The sequence below is a fragment of the Dysgonomonas sp. 25 genome (assembly GCF_010501075.1).
In the GTDB taxonomy this organism is placed as follows: domain Bacteria; phylum Bacteroidota; class Bacteroidia; order Bacteroidales; family Dysgonomonadaceae; genus Dysgonomonas.
Map to the genome: position 1 here is coordinate 452,831 of NZ_QVMN01000001.1, position 18,522 is coordinate 471,352.

17 protein-coding genes are annotated in these 18,522 nt (G+C 41.7%); 12 read left to right on the forward strand and 5 right to left on the reverse strand.

The window, feature by feature from the left end:
- Complete coding sequence (gene rnr / locus D0T66_RS01960; RefSeq protein ID WP_163355322.1) at positions 1-2,166, forward strand: ribonuclease R; 2,166 nt, start codon at positions 1-3, stop codon at positions 2,164-2,166.
- A gap of 4 nt (positions 2,167-2,170) precedes the next feature.
- Here the strand turns inward: rnr and D0T66_RS01965 are convergent, their stop codons facing one another.
- Together D0T66_RS01965 and D0T66_RS01970 are read right to left on the reverse strand one after the other, a co-directional pair.
- Positions 2,171-2,512 (reverse strand): MerR family transcriptional regulator, encoded by a 342-nt coding sequence (locus D0T66_RS01965; RefSeq protein WP_163355323.1) that lies wholly within the window; start codon positions 2,510-2,512, stop codon positions 2,171-2,173.
- Positions 2,513-2,524: 12 nt separating this feature from the next.
- Entirely contained in the window at positions 2,525-3,493 is a 969-nt protein-coding gene (locus D0T66_RS01970; RefSeq protein WP_163355324.1) for a M23 family metallopeptidase, read from the reverse strand.
- 122 nt (positions 3,494-3,615) lie between these two features.
- On the opposite strand from D0T66_RS01970, the gene alaS reads away from it, so the two are divergent.
- A complete protein-coding gene (gene alaS, locus D0T66_RS01975; protein WP_163355325.1) occupies positions 3,616-6,228 on the forward strand; it encodes an alanine--tRNA ligase in 2,613 nt (870 codons plus the stop codon).
- Between the two features lie 60 nt (positions 6,229-6,288).
- Here alaS and D0T66_RS01980 read toward each other — a convergent pair whose 3' ends face one another.
- Positions 6,289-7,164: an IS3 family transposase gene (locus tag D0T66_RS01980; RefSeq protein ID WP_370520752.1), complete on the reverse strand. Its 876-nt coding sequence runs from the start codon at positions 7,162-7,164 to the stop codon at positions 6,289-6,291.
- On the reverse strand, positions 7,161-7,586 hold the full coding sequence (locus tag D0T66_RS16310) for a hypothetical protein (protein ID WP_255489681.1): 426 nt from the start codon (positions 7,584-7,586) through the stop codon (positions 7,161-7,163). Before D0T66_RS16310 ends, D0T66_RS01980 begins: the two co-directional genes overlap by 4 nt.
- Before the next feature lie 115 nt (positions 7,587-7,701).
- On the opposite strand from D0T66_RS16310, the gene D0T66_RS01985 reads away from it, so the two are divergent.
- The gene (locus tag D0T66_RS01985; RefSeq protein WP_163355326.1) at positions 7,702-9,153 is read left to right on the forward strand and encodes an ATP-binding cassette domain-containing protein; all 1,452 of its coding nucleotides are present in this window, start codon (positions 7,702-7,704) and stop codon (positions 9,151-9,153) included.
- Between the two features lies 1 nt (position 9,154).
- Here the strand turns inward: D0T66_RS01985 and D0T66_RS01990 are convergent, their stop codons facing one another.
- Positions 9,155-10,225 (reverse strand): glycosyltransferase family 4 protein, encoded by a 1,071-nt coding sequence (locus D0T66_RS01990; RefSeq protein WP_163355327.1) that lies wholly within the window; start codon positions 10,223-10,225, stop codon positions 9,155-9,157.
- A 524-nt stretch (positions 10,226-10,749) separates the two neighbouring features.
- On the opposite strand from D0T66_RS01990, the gene fabD reads away from it, so the two are divergent.
- The 9 genes from fabD (at position 10,750) to D0T66_RS02035 (ending at position 18,486) form a co-directional block, all read left to right on the forward strand.
- Entirely contained in the window at positions 10,750-11,631 is an 882-nt protein-coding gene (gene fabD / locus D0T66_RS01995; RefSeq protein WP_163355328.1) for an ACP S-malonyltransferase, read from the forward strand.
- Positions 11,632-11,710: 79 nt separating this feature from the next.
- Positions 11,711-12,676, forward strand: coding sequence for a dTDP-4-dehydrorhamnose reductase (gene rfbD, locus D0T66_RS02000; protein WP_163355329.1), 966 nt, complete (start codon positions 11,711-11,713; stop codon positions 12,674-12,676).
- Complete coding sequence (locus D0T66_RS02005; protein WP_163355330.1) at positions 12,676-13,239, forward strand: sugar O-acetyltransferase; 564 nt, start codon at positions 12,676-12,678, stop codon at positions 13,237-13,239. Before rfbD ends, D0T66_RS02005 begins: the two co-directional genes overlap by 1 nt.
- 385 nt (positions 13,240-13,624) lie before the next feature.
- Entirely contained in the window at positions 13,625-14,545 is a 921-nt protein-coding gene (locus D0T66_RS02010) for a DUF5677 domain-containing protein (protein ID WP_163355331.1), read from the forward strand.
- Between the two features lie 307 nt (positions 14,546-14,852).
- Entirely contained in the window at positions 14,853-15,446 is a 594-nt protein-coding gene (locus tag D0T66_RS02015) for a TetR/AcrR family transcriptional regulator (protein WP_163355332.1), read from the forward strand.
- Positions 15,447-15,452: 6 nt separating this feature from the next.
- Complete coding sequence (locus D0T66_RS02020; RefSeq protein WP_370520753.1) at positions 15,453-16,181, forward strand: hypothetical protein; 729 nt, start codon at positions 15,453-15,455, stop codon at positions 16,179-16,181.
- A complete protein-coding gene (locus tag D0T66_RS02025) occupies positions 16,168-17,169 on the forward strand; it encodes an FAD:protein FMN transferase (RefSeq protein ID WP_163355333.1) in 1,002 nt (333 codons plus the stop codon). The genes D0T66_RS02020 and D0T66_RS02025 overlap by 14 nt, the downstream gene beginning before the upstream one ends.
- A gap of 59 nt (positions 17,170-17,228) precedes the next feature.
- Positions 17,229-17,954 (forward strand): hypothetical protein, encoded by a 726-nt coding sequence (locus D0T66_RS02030; RefSeq protein ID WP_163355334.1) that lies wholly within the window; start codon positions 17,229-17,231, stop codon positions 17,952-17,954.
- A 1-nt stretch (position 17,955) separates the two neighbouring features.
- Positions 17,956-18,486 carry a hypothetical protein gene (locus tag D0T66_RS02035; RefSeq protein ID WP_163355335.1) on the forward strand — a complete coding sequence of 177 codons (531 nt, stop codon included), beginning with the start codon at positions 17,956-17,958 and terminating at the stop codon, positions 18,484-18,486.
- The last annotated feature ends 36 nt before the right edge of the window (positions 18,487-18,522 follow it).

Below are 18,522 nucleotides of genomic sequence, written 5' to 3' on the forward strand. Positions count from 1 at the left end.
ATGGGAAAAAGAAAAAAGTCTCTGCCAAAAGGAGACAAAAGAAGATCTAAAAAAGATATAATCAAACAAGTAGTTAATTTTTTCAACCGCAATACAACAAGGGCTTACAACCATAAACAGATTGCCGCCGAAATAAGGCTTAAAACACCGGAAGAAAAAAGTATGCTTCCTGTTATACTCGAGGAGCTGTCCGATGCCGACTTCATCAAACAGGTTTCGCGCGGGAAATATCAGGCTAATGCCACAGGTATGACGTTAGATGGGAGATTCGAGCGGAGAAGCAACGGAAAGAATTTCTTCGTGCCCGACGGCAGCGAGGACGAAAAAGTATTTGTTGCCGAGCGCAACTCTGCGCATGCCATGGATGGCGACCGTGTAAAAATACAGCTGTTAGCTCAACGCAAAGGACGCGATCCCGAGGGTGAAATAATTGAGATATTAGAGCGTAAACAAACACGTTTTGTCGGTACGCTCGAAGTGCAAAAGCAATTTGCATTCCTCGTCATGGACAGCAAAGTCCTTGCCAATGACATATTTATCCCGAAAGATAAACTAAAAGGCGGGAAGAACGGCGATAAAGCCATTGTGGAGATAATCGAATGGCCCGAGCGTGCCAAAAACCCCATCGGGAAAATCATCGATATACTCGGCGTTGCGGGCGAGAACAACAGCGAAATGAATGCTATTCTGGCCGAATATGGGCTGCCATATAAATATCCTCAGAAAGTAGAGGATGCTGCCAATAAAATTCCGGAAGAGATAACTGCTGCCGAAATCAAAAAGCGCGAGGACTTCCGCAATACGCTCACATTCACCATAGACCCACGCGATGCTAAAGACTTCGACGATGCCCTTTCTATCAAGAAACTAAAAAACGGTAACTGGGAAGTAGGAGTACACATCGCCGACGTTACGCACTATGTGCAGGAAGGGGACATTATCGACAAAGAAGGGTATAACCGTGCGACATCTATCTATCTTGTAGACAGAACGATACCAATGCTACCCGAGAAATTGAGTAACGGACTCTGTTCGCTTCGCCCCAATGAAGACAAATTATGCTACTCTGCCATATTCGAAATAGACAACGATGCCAATGTGAAAAAATACCGCATCGGGCGCACCGTTATCCACTCCGACAGGCGCTTCACCTATGAGGAAGCGCAAGATATGATAGAAGGTGCTGACGGCGATCACAAAGAGGAAATCCTTGTACTGAACGGCTTAGCGAAAAAGTTACGCGAAGCAAGGTTCAAGAAAGGAGCAATATCGTTCGACCGTCACGAAGTTCGTTTCGAAATCGACGAAAACGGCAAGCCGTTAGGTGTTTACTTCAAATATGCCAAAGACTCGAACAAGCTGATAGAAGAATTTATGCTGTTGGCTAACCGCACAGTTGCCGAGTTTATCGGTAAAGCGAAGAAAGATCAGAAAGCCAAGACATTTGTCTACCGTATCCACGATTTACCGAATCAGGAGAAAATGGAGAACCTTGCCGAGTTTATTCGCCGCTTTGGTTATAAGATAAAAGCCGATGGCAGCAAGACTGCCGTTTCGCAATCATTGAATCATTTGTTGGACGAAGTTTCGGGTAAGCCGGAAGAGAACCTGATTTCGACCATTGCCGTACGCGCCATGGCCAAAGCTGTTTACTCGACCGACAATATCGGACACTACGGTCTGGCATTCGATTACTATACACACTTCACCTCCCCTATCCGCCGCTATCCAGATATGATGGTACACCGCCTGCTCACGCGCTATCTCGATGGTGGGCGCAGCGTAAGCAAACCTTTGTATGAAGAAAAATGCAAACACAGTTCAGATATGGAGCAATTAGCTGCCAGCGCCGAGCGTGCCTCTATCAAATACAAACAGGTGGAATATATGTCCGACAAGCTGGGCATGGACTTCGACGCCGTCATTTCAGGCATTACCGAATGGGGTATTTATGCCGAAATAAACGAGAACAAGTGCGAAGGCATGATTCCTATCCGCGATTTGGACGATGACTTCTACGAATTTGACGAAAAGAATTACCGTTTAGTCGGTCGCCGTCAGAAGAAAGAATACCGTTTAGGACAGGAAGTGCGGATAAAAGTAGCCCGTGCCAATCTGGAACGTAAGCAATTGGACTTTGCTTTAGTTGAAAAGGAAAAGGAATAACACATTATAAATCCAACTCATCCTCGAGCGCTTTCAGTTCATTTCTGATGCGTTCGAGGTGTTGTATTACCTGCACTTTGCGGCTTTCGCCGTCTAAGTTTTGCTTCAATATCTGTTGAGCGCCTTCGAGGGTAAGTCCGCGTTCCTTTACGAGGTTATATACTAACGTTATATTTTCAATATCTTCACGGGTGTACTGACGTATACCCGTTTCTGTTTTGCGAGGTTTGAGTATATCGAACTGCGTCTCCCAATAACGCAACAACGAGGCATTCACGTCGAAATGCTCGGCAACCTCTTTGATGCTGAAAAACATACGTTCTGTATTGTTCAAGTCTAATTTCATCTTTCTTCAGGTCTAATCCATTACCTGTCCGTGATTGGCAGATATACGCAACATCTGGTCATACTCTTCAGGCGTCAGATCCATAAAGTAATATTTCGCAGGATTATCCGGTTTGCCTTTCACTCGCACTTCGTAATGCAAGTGCGGCCCGGTCGATTTGCCGGTGGAACCGACTTTTCCGATAATATCACCTCGGGTAACCTTTTGTCCCTTAGTTACATTATAATCGCTCATATGGGCATATAACGTCTGATAGTCATAGCCGTGGTCGACAATAATACACTTTCCGTAGCCTGGTTTCCAATCGGCATGGACGACTGTTCCGTCACCCGTTACATATATCGGCGTACCCGTAGGCGAAGTAAAGTCCATCCCTGCATGGAATCGCCTTGTTCCGTAAACAGGATCGATACGCATACCATACCCCGAAGCTACGCGCGAAAGGTCTTTATCCGAAACGGGCTGAATACTTGGCACATGCCGTATACGCTCTTTCTGATTCTTCGCTAAGTCTAATATTTCATCGAAAGAATTGGATTGTACATACAACTGCTTTTCGAGATAATCCATTTTTTGTGCTGTCTCCACTATCATACCGGGATTCGAAAGCTCCATCAACTCCTGATAGCGCCCTACTCCACCAACACCCGACTTACGGATAGAAACCGAAATAGGATCGGCATGAAAAACGGCACGGTACATATTATCGTCGCGTCGTTGTATATCCCCCAGAACATTCAGCGCATTATCCAGGCGTTTCGACAATAATTGATATTGAGACTGCATCAACTCCTGCTCCTTTTCCTGTGCTACCTTACGAGGCGAGCCGATAACATATGCCAATAGCCAGAAAACCCCGAACCCGATGAATATTCCTGTAGCAAGATGGCGCAATACCGTCAGAAAACGGTCTTTAGCGCTGGGATATACCCGTTCGTATGATAAGGTTTGCGGATTATACCGATAATAGATTTTCTTCATTATTTACGGATTCAGTGACATTTTATATCTGCAGGAATCACAAAAGTAAAGATTTTGAGTTATTTTTGCAAACTGAATTAGCAAATCAAGGTACTAATTATTCATAATTCGTAATATAATACATGATGACTTCTAAAGAAATTCGCAACTCGTTTAAGGCTTTCTTCGAATCGAAGGGCCATAAAATAGTTCCGTCTGCACCGATGGTAATCAAGGGAGACCCTACGCTGATGTTTACCAATGCAGGTATGAACCAGTTTAAGGATATTATTTTAGGCAACGCGCCTATCAAATATCCACGCGTCGCGGACTCTCAAAAATGTCTTCGTGTAAGCGGTAAGCACAACGACCTCGAGGAAGTCGGGTATGATACATACCACCATACGATGTTCGAGATGCTCGGCAACTGGTCTTTCGGCGATTACTTCAAGAAAGAAGCCATCGACTGGGCATGGGAATACCTGACCGAAGTATTGAAGTTAGACAAAAACCGCCTCTACGTAACCGTTTTCGAAGGGAGCAAAGAAGAAGGCTTAGATCGTGACGACGAAGCAGCTTCCATCTGGATGAAATACTTGTTGGAAGACCGCATCATCAACGGAAATAAAAAAGATAACTTCTGGGAAATGGGCGACACAGGGCCTTGCGGGCCTTGCTCGGAAATACATATCGATCTGCGTTCCGACGAGGAGAGAGCCAACGTAAGTGGCCGTTCGCTTGTCAATCACGATCATCCGCAGGTGATAGAAATATGGAACCTTGTCTTTATGCAATTCAACCGCAAAGCCGACAAATCGCTGGAAGAACTACCTGCCAAAGTAATCGATACCGGCATGGGCTTCGAGCGCCTTTGCATGGCCGTACAAGGCAAGACATCGAATTATGACACGGATGTATTCCAAACGATTATTAAAGCCATTGGAGACATCACAAACAGCCAATATGGCAAGGACAGCAAGAAGGATATTGCTATGCGCGTTATCGCCGACCACATCCGCACAATTGCTTTCAGCATTACCGACGGGCAATTGCCGTCGAATGCCAAAGCCGGATATGTGATTCGCCGCATATTGCGCCGTGCCGTACGCTACGGATATACATTCCTCGGTCAGCACCACGCGTTTATGTACAAGCTTATCCCTGCCCTTATCGATACGATGGGCGATGCTTACCCTGAACTGATACAACAGCAAACACTTATCGAGAAAGTGATTAAGGAAGAAGAAGAATCTTTCCTTCGCACCCTCGAAACGGGTATCAAGTTGCTCGATAAACAAATAGAAGAAGCTAAAGCTAACAATACGACGGTCCTTTCGGGCACGGTTGCGTTTACGCTCTACGATACCTACGGTTTCCCGCTCGACCTGACAGAGTTGATTCTGCGCGAAAACAGCATGACGGTAGATACCAAAGAGTTCGACGCTGAAATGCAGAAGCAGAAAGACCGCGCACGCAATGCTGCGGCTATCGAAACGGGCGACTGGGTTATGTTGAAAGAAGGCGAACAGCTTTTTGTAGGCTACGATATGACGGAATGTGAGGCTGAAATCCTGCGCTACCGCAAGGTAAAACAAAAGAATAACGAATACTATCAGATAGTTCTATCGCAAACACCATTCTACGCCGAAATGGGTGGACAGGTCGGCGATAGCGGATGGCTGATCAATGGTGATGAAAAAACAGAGATAATCGATACGAAGCGCGAGAATAACCTTGGCGTTCATCTGGCAAACAAACTGCCGTCTGATCTCACAGCAACATTCACCGCCCGCATCAACGAGAAAAACCGTACGGCAACAGAATGCAACCATACGGCAACACACTTATTGCACGAAGCGTTGCGCGAAGTACTGGGAACGCATGTAGAGCAAAAAGGCTCGTATGTATCGCCAGCAGTTCTTAGATTCGATTTTTCTCATTACCAAAAACTTACCGACGAGGAAATCCGGAAAGTAGAAAAATTTGTGACAGGACAAATCCGCCAGAATATTACGCTCGACGAATGCCGTCAGGTTCCTATTGCCGAAGCTCAGGCAATGGGTGCTATGGCTCTGTTCGGCGAAAAGTATGGAGAAGAAGTTCGTGTCATACGTTTCGGCAACTCTATCGAGCTTTGTGGAGGTACGCATATTTCGTCTACGGGGCGTATCGGGACTTTCCGCATTATCAACGAGAGTTCGATTGCTGCCGGAATACGCCGTATCGAAGCTATCTCGGGCGAAGTATGTGAAGAATACATCTACGCGCAACAAGATATACTGAGCGATGTACGGGCATTCTTCAATAATGCTCCAAACCTGAAACAAACCATACAAAAATTCTTCGAGGAAAATGCCGAACTGAAAAAACAAGCGGAAGAATATATTAAGGAAAAAACAGTACAGGTAAAAGAACTGATTATCAAAAGTAAGCAATCGATACATGGCATCGACGTATTTGTGATGACCGGCTCTTTCCCTGCTGAAATTGCCAAGGATATAGCTTTCCAGATTAAAGGACAGTTCCCTGCCAAATCAGTATTTATCGGGACGACAAGTGCTCATGGCAAGCCGATGCTCACATTGATGTTCAGTGATGATCTGGTCAAGAATGGTATGAATGCCTCGCAGATTGTACGTGATGCAGCCAAACATATCCAAGGCGGCGGAGGCGGACAGCCTCACTTTGCAACGGCAGGCGGTAAAAACATTGACGGACTGCAAAGTGCATTGGATGAGATTATAAGCAAGATATAAAGTATATTGACTAGTCCTAAAAAACCGTTACAGGTTTTATTAGACAAAAATATTAATAATTTATGAGATAGTTGTCGGGCTAGCCCGATAACTATCTTTGTTTTTATAGGTTCTGATCTCTATCCGTTTCTGTTTGTGCATTTCATCAGGGGTTTTCATATAGCATGACCAATGAGGCCTTTTGGTGTTGTAAATACGGACAGCATCTTTTACCAAAAGTTTCATTGTCTTGATGTCAACCAGATAATCTTCCAATAAAAATTCCTGTTTTAGTATACCATTCACCCTTTCTGCTATCGCATTAGCATAAGGATCATAGCTTTCAGTCATGCTTGGCATTATCTTTTTTGTTTTCAACAATCTTTGATAATCATTGCTACAATACTGTAATCCCCGGTCAGAATGATGAATCAGCTTATTTTTATAGCATCGTTGCTTTATGGCCATATTCAATGCCCTTAAAGAACCCTCAGTGGTCAAGCTGTTAGAGATATCATACCCCATTATCTTCTTGGAATATGCATCCGTAACCAACGCCAAATAACAGTTCCTGTCTCTGCCGCCAATATAAGTTATATCCGATACCCAGACCTGCTCCGGTTGTTTTAACGGCATATCAACTATAAGATTTTTATGCTTCCTGAAACGATGATGGGAATCGGTGGTTATCCGATAGTTTCTTTTAGGTTTGATCAACATATGATTAGCTTTTAGGATGGATAAAAACTTATCGCGTCCTATCTTTAATTCTTTTAATGGTTCATAAAGAAGATAATATAACTTACGAAAGCCAATGCGCGGCATATCTCTGCGTACAGATTCTACCATAGCTACAACTTGTTGGGCTTTAGCTTGCTTTCTCTTCTTTGACCGCAAGGAACGGTAATAAACCTGTCTACTTACCCCGAGCAATCCACAGGTGGAGCTTTTACTCACTTTATGTTCTCTGGTGAATCGGTCGATTGTTCGGGTAAGGAGTTTTTTCGGATAGGGATATTAAACTCTTTTTCTGCCATATCGATCATCATATCAAAGAAAAGAGCTTTCTTATCCGAGTTCTCGGCTTGCTTCTCCAGAAAAGCCTTCTGCTTTTCCAATAGCTTGATTTTCTGCTCAAGCTCCAGAATCTTTTGTTCTTTACTCTTTGGCATATTACTTGGCGTTTGATTTTCCCAGTCAAAGGTACCATATTTTCTGAGCCAATTGATAACTGTTGCATTTCCTTGAATCCCATATTTACGTTGAGCTCCTGTCACTGAGATCTCGCCTCGCTCAATCTCGGAAACTACTGACAACTTAAAGGATACACTATAATCCCTTTGCGTACGCCTTACGTACTCATTCTTAATTTCTTCCATAACATTACTTTTTTTTGTAACGCTATTTCAGGACCAGACATCATACAATATAAGGGAAGGGATTGTGAAAGCAATCCCTTTCTTTTTTACCTTTGTATCCAAAATAAGCCACCGCATGAACCGGACTATTATCAGCATCGAAAACGCAATACCCCGCATTGCAGCACTTCAATTCGCACAACCCATCAGTTGGAGCATAGAAAAGGATAGGCACTGGGCAATAACAGGCCCCAACGGTGCAGGCAAAACGCTACTCATTGACATTCTGCTGGGGAAATACGGTCTCCATCAGGGAGAAGTCACTTGCAATGACGATGCCGGCAATCCCCTACCCGTTTCGGCAGTCGTAAAAAGCGTGGCATTCAAAGATATATATGGTATCATCGACGCCCAAAACAGCTATTACCAACAACGCTGGAACAAAGGTGACGAGCAGGAAGTGCCGGTAATAAAGGACTTAATGCGGAAAGCCGATAAAGACTGGCTGAACACATTAACCGAGTGGTTCGGGATAGCCGATTTAATGGAAAAGGAAGTAAACCTCCTGTCCAGTGGCGAGTTGCGAAAAATCCTTATTGTCCGTTCGCTGTTGTCGCAGCCCAAAATTCTCATTCTCGACAATCCCTATATCGGATTAGATACCGCCTCGCGGGAAGTCTTGGATAAGCTGTTTGTCCGTTTGTCCGAAATGGAAGGATTGCAGATAGTCCTTTTACTCTCCAATCCCGGCGACATCCCCGAAATCATAACAGACGTACTCCCCATCAAAGACAAGCATATTTACCCATCCGTTACCCGTAACGATTTCCTACAAGATGTGACATTACAGGATAAGCTATTCAGAAAGAATACCTTGCAAACATCGCTCATCCCCAACACCGGCAACGATAGCCCAATAGCTTACGACTATGCGGCCATCCTTCGCAATATCCATATCCGCTACGGTTCGCGGACAATACTTAAAGAACTGGGCTGGAACATCAAACGGGGCGAAAAATGGGTTTTGCTCGGGCCAAACGGTTCGGGTAAGTCTACTTTACTCAGCCTTATATGCGGCGATAATCCACAGGCCTATGCCAATGACATAACCCTCTTCGATCGCAAACGCGGAACAGGCGAAAGCATCTGGGACATCAAAAAGCATATCGGCTACATCTCTCCCGAAATGCATTTGTATTATCTTAAAAATGTTCCTTGCATAGAAATTGTCGGTTCGGGCTTCTTCGATACGATAGGGCTTTATCGCAAGTGCAACGACGAACAGGAAGCCATTGCGTTGAGCTGGATGCAGCTATTGGGAATAGAGTATCTGAAAGATGTTTCCTTCCTCCATATATCTTCGGGGGAGCAACGACTGGTTTTATTAGCTCGTGTATTGGTCAAAAATCCCGACCTGCTTATTCTGGACGAACCATTACACGGATTGGACGTAACAAACAAGCAACGGATAAAGCAGTTGATTGAAGAATTTTGTGGGAAAGATAAATCGCTGATATACGTAACGCACTATGAGTCAGAGATACCCAATATCATCGATAATCGTTTAGTCCTCGAAAAGCATACATAATTTATAGCAGGCTCTTGACAACCCGATCCATTTTGTCTACGGCATTATCCCACTTGAAGCGTTGAACGTATTCGTTTCCGTGCTTGGCAATGGCTATTCGCTCCGCATCATTCTCTATCAAACAGCAAATCTTTTCTGCCATCTGCATAGCATTTCCGGGCTCTACCAAGAGGGCTGTATCGCCATCGAAGGCATATTCTTTATGCCCTTGTATATCCGTACATATGAGGGCGCACCCGCAAAACATAGCCTCAACCGAAACCAAGCCGAAACCTTCAGTGAAACTGTTGGAGATAAATATCGCATTGCGATTGTATAAATCGGGTAAATCATCCGGTGCACGATGAAACTTAATCCAATCGGGAAGTCCATCCGGCTCAGGGAAAATGCTAAACAATTCGACTTGAAGTTCGGGAACACGCTCTTTCACCATATAGAGCGCATCCAAACCATATTTAGAGCCTTTGATTTCCTGCAACGAATAATTCATAGCAACCGTATATGGCTGGCGACCGGCTATTTCCCGCTTCACATGGAATACACTGTCATCAATCCCGTTTTCGATCAGTACAATCTCATTATCAGTATATTTCGACACAAGTTCTTCTAAATAAGAAGCAACAACAACATTTACCGTATCTTTCATATCGTACGATTCGAAAAGCAAATCTTCGTGCCCGTCCCAGTTCTCAAAGCCTTGAATCAGGTTTATCTTCTTCCCCTTCCGTGGCGATAACTTACCCATATCCAACACAGTAGCCCACCACGTGGCAATCACGATATCGGCGTCTGTTACATACTTATCTTTGACAGAAAAGGCGTAAGACATCGTTATACCTTCGTCGAAATCGAACCAGCGGCATGTCCTGAAACCTTCTACAATAGACAACCCCCATCGGATAAAGAAAGGCAGGCGATATTGCATAAAAGGAGTTTTGATAGGGAAAGTCAGATGAACATCGTAGCCTTTCCGCTTCAATCGGTTGGCATATTCATACATTACTTTGAAACCTCCGGCAGGACGGCGGGGTTTGAAAGGCAATATGAAGTTTATTTTTATCGGTCGCTTCAAAACGGTTTATTTTTCAACGAAGATAGCCTATATCAAAGACAAATCCAAAATGACAAAGAGAATTGATCTGATAGAATAGCAGAAAAATGCGTCAACATTACACAAGTTCGAAATATAGACAAATGTTATACGAATCCTATTTCGATATATGAAGAAAATACCTAAACACCTAATAATAAGAAATATAAACAAAATAGCAAATCATGAAATTCAAAAAAAATCTAAAACTTCCGAAATAATATCTGAATTATTTGGTGTATTATAATAATATTTTTTACCTTTGTACTGTTTGTGTTAAGGTTGGAAAGTCAGCGATGTGATATTGCGGGCTTTTCTACTTTTAAGGGGTCTGGTTTTCAACTAAATATCTTTTCAGCCCCAACAAATTCCTCCTTATTACTTCCTATATTCGAGATGAAATTATAAAACCTGACTCTCTTCCGATTTTTTTCACTAATTTTGTCGGCTGAAATAGTATCTATATTAAAATAACATAATAACAAATACACTCTATTTAGAAAAAGATGAAAGCATTTGTATTTCCGGGACAGGGCGCCCAGTTCGTAGGAATGGGAAAAGACCTGTATGATAATTCGGCTGTTGCCAAAGAAATGTTCGAAAAAGCAAACGAGATTCTTGGCTTCAGAATCACCGATCTTATGTTTGCAGGTACTGACGAAGATCTTCGCCAAACCAAAGTTACTCAACCGGCTATCTTCCTGCATTCGGTTATCTTAGCCAAAACCATCGGCGACGAGTTTAAGCCTGATATGGTGGCAGGACACTCTTTGGGTGAATTCTCGGCATTAGTAGCTGCCAATGCCCTCAGTTTCGAAGACGGGTTGAAGCTTGTATATAAAAGAGCTTTGGCGATGCAGAAAGCTTGCGAAATGAACCCTTCGACTATGGCTGCCGTATTAGCTTTGCCTGACGAAAAAGTGGAAGAAATATGTGCTTCTATCACCGACGAAGTGGTGGTACCGGCTAACTACAACTGCCCGGGACAAATCGTTATCTCGGGAAGCGAAAAAGGAATCGAAAAAGCATGCGAATTGCTGTTGGCTGCCGGCGCTAAACGCGCATTGAAGCTAAAAGTAGGAGGAGCGTTCCACTCTCCGCTGATGGAACCTGCAAAAGTAGAACTTTCGGAAGCAATCAACTCTACTACATTCTCTAAGCCTATCTGTCCTGTATACCAAAACGTAAGCACTGTGGGCGAAACAGATCCTGAAGTAATCAAAGCAAATCTTATCGCTCAACTTACAGCTCCTGTTAAATGGACTCAGTCCGTTCAGCACATGGTTGCAGACGGAGCTAAGGAGTTTGTAGAACTCGGGCCAGGTAACGTATTGCAAGGATTAGTTAAAAAGATTGCAAGCGACGTAACAGTTTGCGGAAGACAGTAAAATATTATTACTAATTATACTATCTTTACGGAGAATAAGACCGAATCTTATTCTCCGTAATTTTTTAATATATACAGATATGGCATTCTTAACAGGAAGTAAACAGGCTGACGACCAAGACGAAGCAGCTAAAAATATTGTATTTTCATTCGAGTTATTACAAAAAAACGTTCTCGTCACGGGAGCATACGGGCAGCTTGGGAGTGAAATAAAACGATTGACCAACATCAACCCCAATAACAATTTCCGTTTTTTCTTTACTGATGCGGATACATTAGATATAACCGATATTGAAGCTATCGACGCCTTTGTTGCAGAGAATAGCATCAAATATATTATCAATTGCGCTGCTTATACCGCTGTCGACAAAGCCGAAGACGACGTCGCCCTGTGCTACAAAATAAACCACGATGCTGTTCTTAATATCGCCATCGTAGCAGCCAAGCATAAAGCAAGGGTTATCCAGATATCAACGGATTATGTATTTGACGGCACCAATAATCGCCCTTATGTAGAAAGCGATCCGGTAAACCCTCAATCGGTATATGGCAAATCGAAAGAAGAAGGCGAAAGCTCTCTCCTTGCTAAATGCCCCGAGTCTATCATTATCCGCACCTCGTGGTTGTATTCCATTTATGGCAATAACTTCGTGAAAACAATGATACGCTTAGGTCGCGAGCGAAGCGAACTGAATGTCGTAGCCGACCAAACGGGTACACCGACCAATGCAGCCGATTTGGCAGCAGCAATCGGGCATATACTCGATTACAGCGAAGAGAAGGATTTTGTTCCGGGCATCTACCATTATAGTAACGAAGGTATTACAACATGGTACGACTTCACGGTAGAGATACACAAGGATGCCGGAATCACCGGTTGCCAAGTCAGTCCCATTACGACAGATCAATATCCGACCAAAGCCAAACGCCCACAATACAGCGTATTGGACAAAACAAAGATAAAAACCACATTCGGGCTGACTATTCCTGAATGGAAAGACAGTTTAGCAGTCTGTGTCGAAGAACTTTTAGCCGCAGAGAAATAATGACCGAGAAAGAAAAAGCTGCCCGGGGATTATTGTATGATGCCAATTTCGATAAAGAGATCGTCGAAGACAGGCTTCGGGCAAAGGATTTGCTATACAAATACAATCTCCTCCCTCCTACCCGGACAGAAGAGCGTAAAGAGCTATTAAAGTCTTTTTTAGGCAAGATTGGCGACAACTTTATATTCGAGCAGCCATTCCACTGCGATTACGGGTATAATATCGAAATCGGCGAAAACTTCTTTGCTAACATGAATCTTGTCATCCTCGACGGGGCTAAGGTCACAATCGGCGATAATGTTTTCATTGCTCCTAATGTGGGGATTTATACAGCGGGGCATCCACTCGATGTAAAGCAACGCACTGCAGGATTAGAATATGCCTACCTGATAACTATCGGGAACAATGTATGGATAGGCGGACATGTAGTCATCCTCCCGGGTGTGACAATCGGCGATAATGCGGTGATAGGTGCCGGAAGTGTGGTAACGAAAGATATTCCGTCCGATTCGGTCGCAGTGGGTAATCCCTGCCGCGTAGTGAAAACAATCGATAATAGCTAAACCTTTTAGCAGAACGGACAGAAGAATTCATAAAACGAAAGCCTGTTAATCAATCGACTAACAGGCTTTCTGCGGTATGGACGGAAGATGAACGAATCATCTAACTATCACATAGCCAATATCTTATTTTAATCAAATACTCAGTCCCATGTTATATCCCAAGAGGCAATATCTCTATATTTCTCTTTTTTACATAACTGTATGAACTACAGATACAAAGATATGAAAATTATGAGATATTTTACAAATTATGGAATTAAATTTCAAGAGTGAACAAAAAAAACATGATTCTCGAAATAACTGATATTTTTTTTAATATTCAAATGTTACGCAAATAGATTGCATTATAATCCCATATCTTTGTCACATATAAATTATCAAGCATATGAAAGATTTGTTTACCGACTTTCAACTGGAATCTATGTTCAAGGAAAATCCTTTATTCTTATACGAACTTATTTTAAAAGGTGTATTAACTCCAATGTATACTGCATATAAAGATGATAGTAAAGAAGAGATTGACAAATATACATGTTTATTAATTGATAAATATGCAATTCATTCTGCTTCATTTTATCATTTATCCTGTGGTATTATAGAGCACCGCAATTCGGGAGAGCAAACTCGAATGAATGGATATGATTTATTTTCAGTAAATGTTGTATTTCGTGCAATAATGGAAACTTATACAACATTTAATCATATATTTATTTATCCAAAATCAGAAGATGAAAAGATATTCAGGTATTTATTATGGAAAATTGATGGATTAACAGAAAAATCAAAATTTAAAATAGAAGAAAGTGTTCGCGAAGAAGTAAAGCATATTTTAGAAGAAGACAAAAATACGTTATCTGATTTAATCAATGCCATTGAAAATTGTAATTTCTACAAATCTTTATCAGAACAAAATTTATATAAATTATACAAAGCTGATAAAAAGAAATATAATTGGCGTTTTCTTTTTGATGGGAATATCACTAAACCTCTTAGCATCAGCAACCTTGTAGCTGTCGTATTACCAACAAGCGCTTATATAAATGCATATAAATATACTTCAATACATACACATTCAAATTTTTATGCAATAATGGAATTTGAACGAATTAGAGGTCAATTATTAACTACAAAATTCACTGATCCATGGGTTAGATTAGCTATAATGATCAGTTGTCTTTTAATTTCAGACTTGTCAACAATTAATAATAAAGCAAATCTCACACTAAACTGTATGCCTCCATCCATATATCGTTTCATTGTAGGAATAGCCAATAGTATACGAGAAGAAAGGGATAAAAATCTTTAAAAGGAAGATGCGTTTATTTTCTATTTTGCTATATAAAAAGCATTTAATAAACCGCAAAAGTAGAATAGGTAATGATTTAGAAACGAGCGAAATTCTTTAGTTTGCATTGTTTTTCCACTGTTTCAAATAACTCTACTGTAAATATACGATTTATTTTTCAATAACATATACACTTTACTTTCCATTGCTATATTTCTTTTATTTTCAGCAAAATACACATTCAATCTAAAAATAATCACTGAAAAATTTGGTTGTGTCCGAATGGTTACTTAATTTTGTATCCAACTGGGTACAAAATTGAATCAAAATGACGAAAATAGAACGAGACCGGGATATGACCGAAGAAAAACTGATTAATGCGGTTGGAGAACTTATTGTAGGGGAAGGTTTTGAATCGCTTGGAGTAAGGAAAGTGGCAGAGCAAGCGGGAGTAAACAAAACTCTCATTTACCGCTATTTTGAATCTCTTGATGGTTTAATCTATGCTTACATGAAGAAGCATGATTTTTGGCTTAATACACCATTGGAGCGACCGGATGTTTCGGATATTAAAGCCTATCTGAAAACATTTTATCGCAGGGAAATAGCTGAATACAGGGATAATATTGCGCTTAAAAGATTAAAAAGGTGGGAACTTTCTTCCGATAAAGATTTCGTAGTAGAAATCCGCGCCCAAAGAGAAAAAAACGGAGTTCAATTTATGGAAATGATGTCCGGATTCGCAAAGGTAGATAAGGAGCAATTACAAGCTATATCTGCTCTTATGGATGCAGGAATTGTCTATTTAGCCATGTTCGCTGAAAACTGTAAGATGTATAACGGCATTGATATTCAAAGCGATAAAGGTTGGGATCAGATAGCTAAAGGAATTGATGTATTGATAGATATAATGATAAAATAACCAACAATGAAAAAAGCAATTTTGAGTATGGCTTTAGCAATAACGACATTGGGTTGCAGCGGACAGAATACTATTCATTCGGAATTTGGCAACGGTAATATTAAAGTCGCCATAGAACAAGGGAACGAGTGGTTACATGACTTTCCTATCTTCTGGTTTATCAAAAAGAAGAATGCCCCACAGATAGCTATATGGACAGAGGATTTGGAAGGAAATTTCCTTTCCACAATCTATGTTAGCGAGAAGTTGGCAAAGCAGTCATGGACTGCTGCCGGAGGAAACAGGCGTAAAGAGTCGCTCCCCTGTTGGAGTTATTCACAAGGTAAGCAGTATGCCGACGGGCTTTATCTTCCGACTAAAAACGAACCGCTACCGGATGCCGTAACCGGGGCGACACCCAAAGGCAGTTTTGCTACTAACCTTCAAATGAGCGGAGATATTAAGCAGTTCGTTGTTAAGTGCGAATTTAATCACTCAACGGATTTCAATGAGCATTATCCTAAAGACGCGAAAGAGGGAGATGCTAATTATTCCGGTGGAAAAATGGGAAGCGGACAACCTGCAATCGTTTTTCAGGTTGTGGTTGATTTAACTAATGAGCAACGGGAATTTAAGGCAGAGCTTATCGGACATAGCAGCCCCGACGGTTCCGATGGCAACATTTATTCCGACACCTCTAAACTGACTACGGCTCTGGATATTGTAAAAAGAGTTGCTGTATATGTTAATCAATAAGCAATTTACATTAGCTATGTTCCCATTTATATTATATGGTTCTACCGGATGCGATGATAAGAGCAAATATCATGTATTGACGGGAGAAAGGCATACTTATTACAGGATAACTTACAACTATCCTTATGATTTGGGCGAAGATATCCTGTTCATTTATGATGCTTTTTACGAATCCCTAAATCCATTCGACCAGCAATCAACCTTATCGAAAGTAAATAATAACAAGGAAGTTGCTTTGGATGCCATTTTCATAGAAGCCTTTAACTGCTCAATGGAACTTGCGGAAAAGACAAGAGGAGTATTCGACCCTACCTGTTCTCCGTTAATCAATCTTTGGGGATTTGGATTTAAGAATATGGAAGAACCATCTGATAGTTTGATAAATGAAATAATGGAGTATGTCGGCTACAACAAAGTTACTCTAAGAAATGGTTTCATTGAAAAGAAAGATTCCCGTATTCAACTAAACTTTTCCGCTATCGGGGACGGACTTTCATGTGATATTATTGCCCGCTACCTCGACAGCAAATGTGTAAATGACTACATGGTTGATATTGGCGGCGAGATTGTAACAAAGGGTAAAAATGGTGCAGGCTCGGATTGGTCTATCGGAATAATTAAACCGCCCAAGTATTTGGGAATTGATAAATCGTCCGAATTTGAAATAATCCTTCGTCTGGCGGGAAAAACAGCGGTTGCGACTTCGGGGAACTATAATAACTACCGCTCCCAAAACGGCAAACGATATGGACACACGATTAATCCGCAGACAGGTTATCCGGCGAATAACCGTATTTTAAGTGCAACAGTTATTGCGTCCGATTGTACCACCGCCGATGCATATGCTACCGCAATTATGGCAATAGAAACAGACAAACTGGACGAATTGCTACGAACAAACGGAGCAATGGAGTATTATATCATTTATCTGGACGAACAGGATAACTACTGTATAAAACAGTCGGAAAATATGGATAGGTACGTGTGATTTTTTTTACCCACAATGTACCCACTCGGACACATTATTAACAAATAAATAAAGTAAAAATGAAAGCAAGAAATTTAGTAGTAGCAGGAATTACAGCGCTGGGAGTGCTGACTTCGTGCGACAAGGATTTAGTTACCTACAAGGAGGACGATATTAAAGTCTTGGTAACAAAAGGCGATGAATGGTTACATGACTTCCCTGCATTTTTGGGCATTAACAAGAAAAATCCACCCCAAATTGCTATATGGGTGGAGGATTTGGCAAGTAATTACCTCACAACCATTTATGCAAGCCATAAGATAGCAACCGAGTCGTGGCAATCCAATGGGGGTAACAGACGAAAAGAATCATTGCCGGTATGGTGTTACGCTCGTGGGGTTCAGCATCCGGACGGATTGTATCTGCCAACAAAGGCTCAACCTTTGGTTGACGGTATATCCGGTGCAACACCACACGGAAGTTTTGACGTAAAAATGCGTCCGGTCGGCGATTTGAAACAATTCGTTGTGAAAATAGAATTGAACCATTCCACGGACTGGAACGATAATTACCCTAAAAATGCGAAAGAAGGGGACGCGAATTACTCAGGTGGTAAAGAAGGTAGCGGACAACCCGCCGTAGTTTATTCGGCAGAAATAGACCTCGATTCCAACAAGAAGCAATATTCGGCAACAATCATTGGGCATAGCAGTCCTGACGGAAGCAATGGGAATATTTATCCCGACACATCTTCTTTGACATCCGCATTAAACATCGCAAAAGAAATAACCATTAATATTCAATGATATGAAACGATTTATCTTTATTATACTTCTGTGTATTGCAGTTAGTAGCGTGAAAGCGCAAATCAATGGCGAAAGTAAAATATCTTTCGCAACGACTATCGGAACGGGATTATCCATGAGTACACCGTCCTCCACTCCTTTCACATGGCAGGTCTTGGGGTATTACAAGCTGACCGATAGATGGTCTGTCGGAATAGGAACGGGCTTATCATTTTATGAGAAAGCGCTTATCCCTGTGTATGGAAGTATAAGGTTTCAAATCGGCAGGGAAAGAAAGTTTACGCCTTATGCCGAATATGCTACCGGATATTCTTTTGCCCCGTCCGGTAATACCAACGGCGGATTTTTCATGAACCCTTCTATCGGGATTCAATACCCGCTGAAAAATAAAATGAAGTTGCAACTGGCGGTTGGCTATGAGTTGCAGGAGCTAGAACGGTTAAAGAAACAGACCGACAGTTATTTTCATAAAGAATTTGAAGAAAAACTTAGCCATCATACTATATCAATCAAATTAGGATTATGCTTTTAATGATATGTCTAAGGTGTTGGTATTCATTCCAAACCT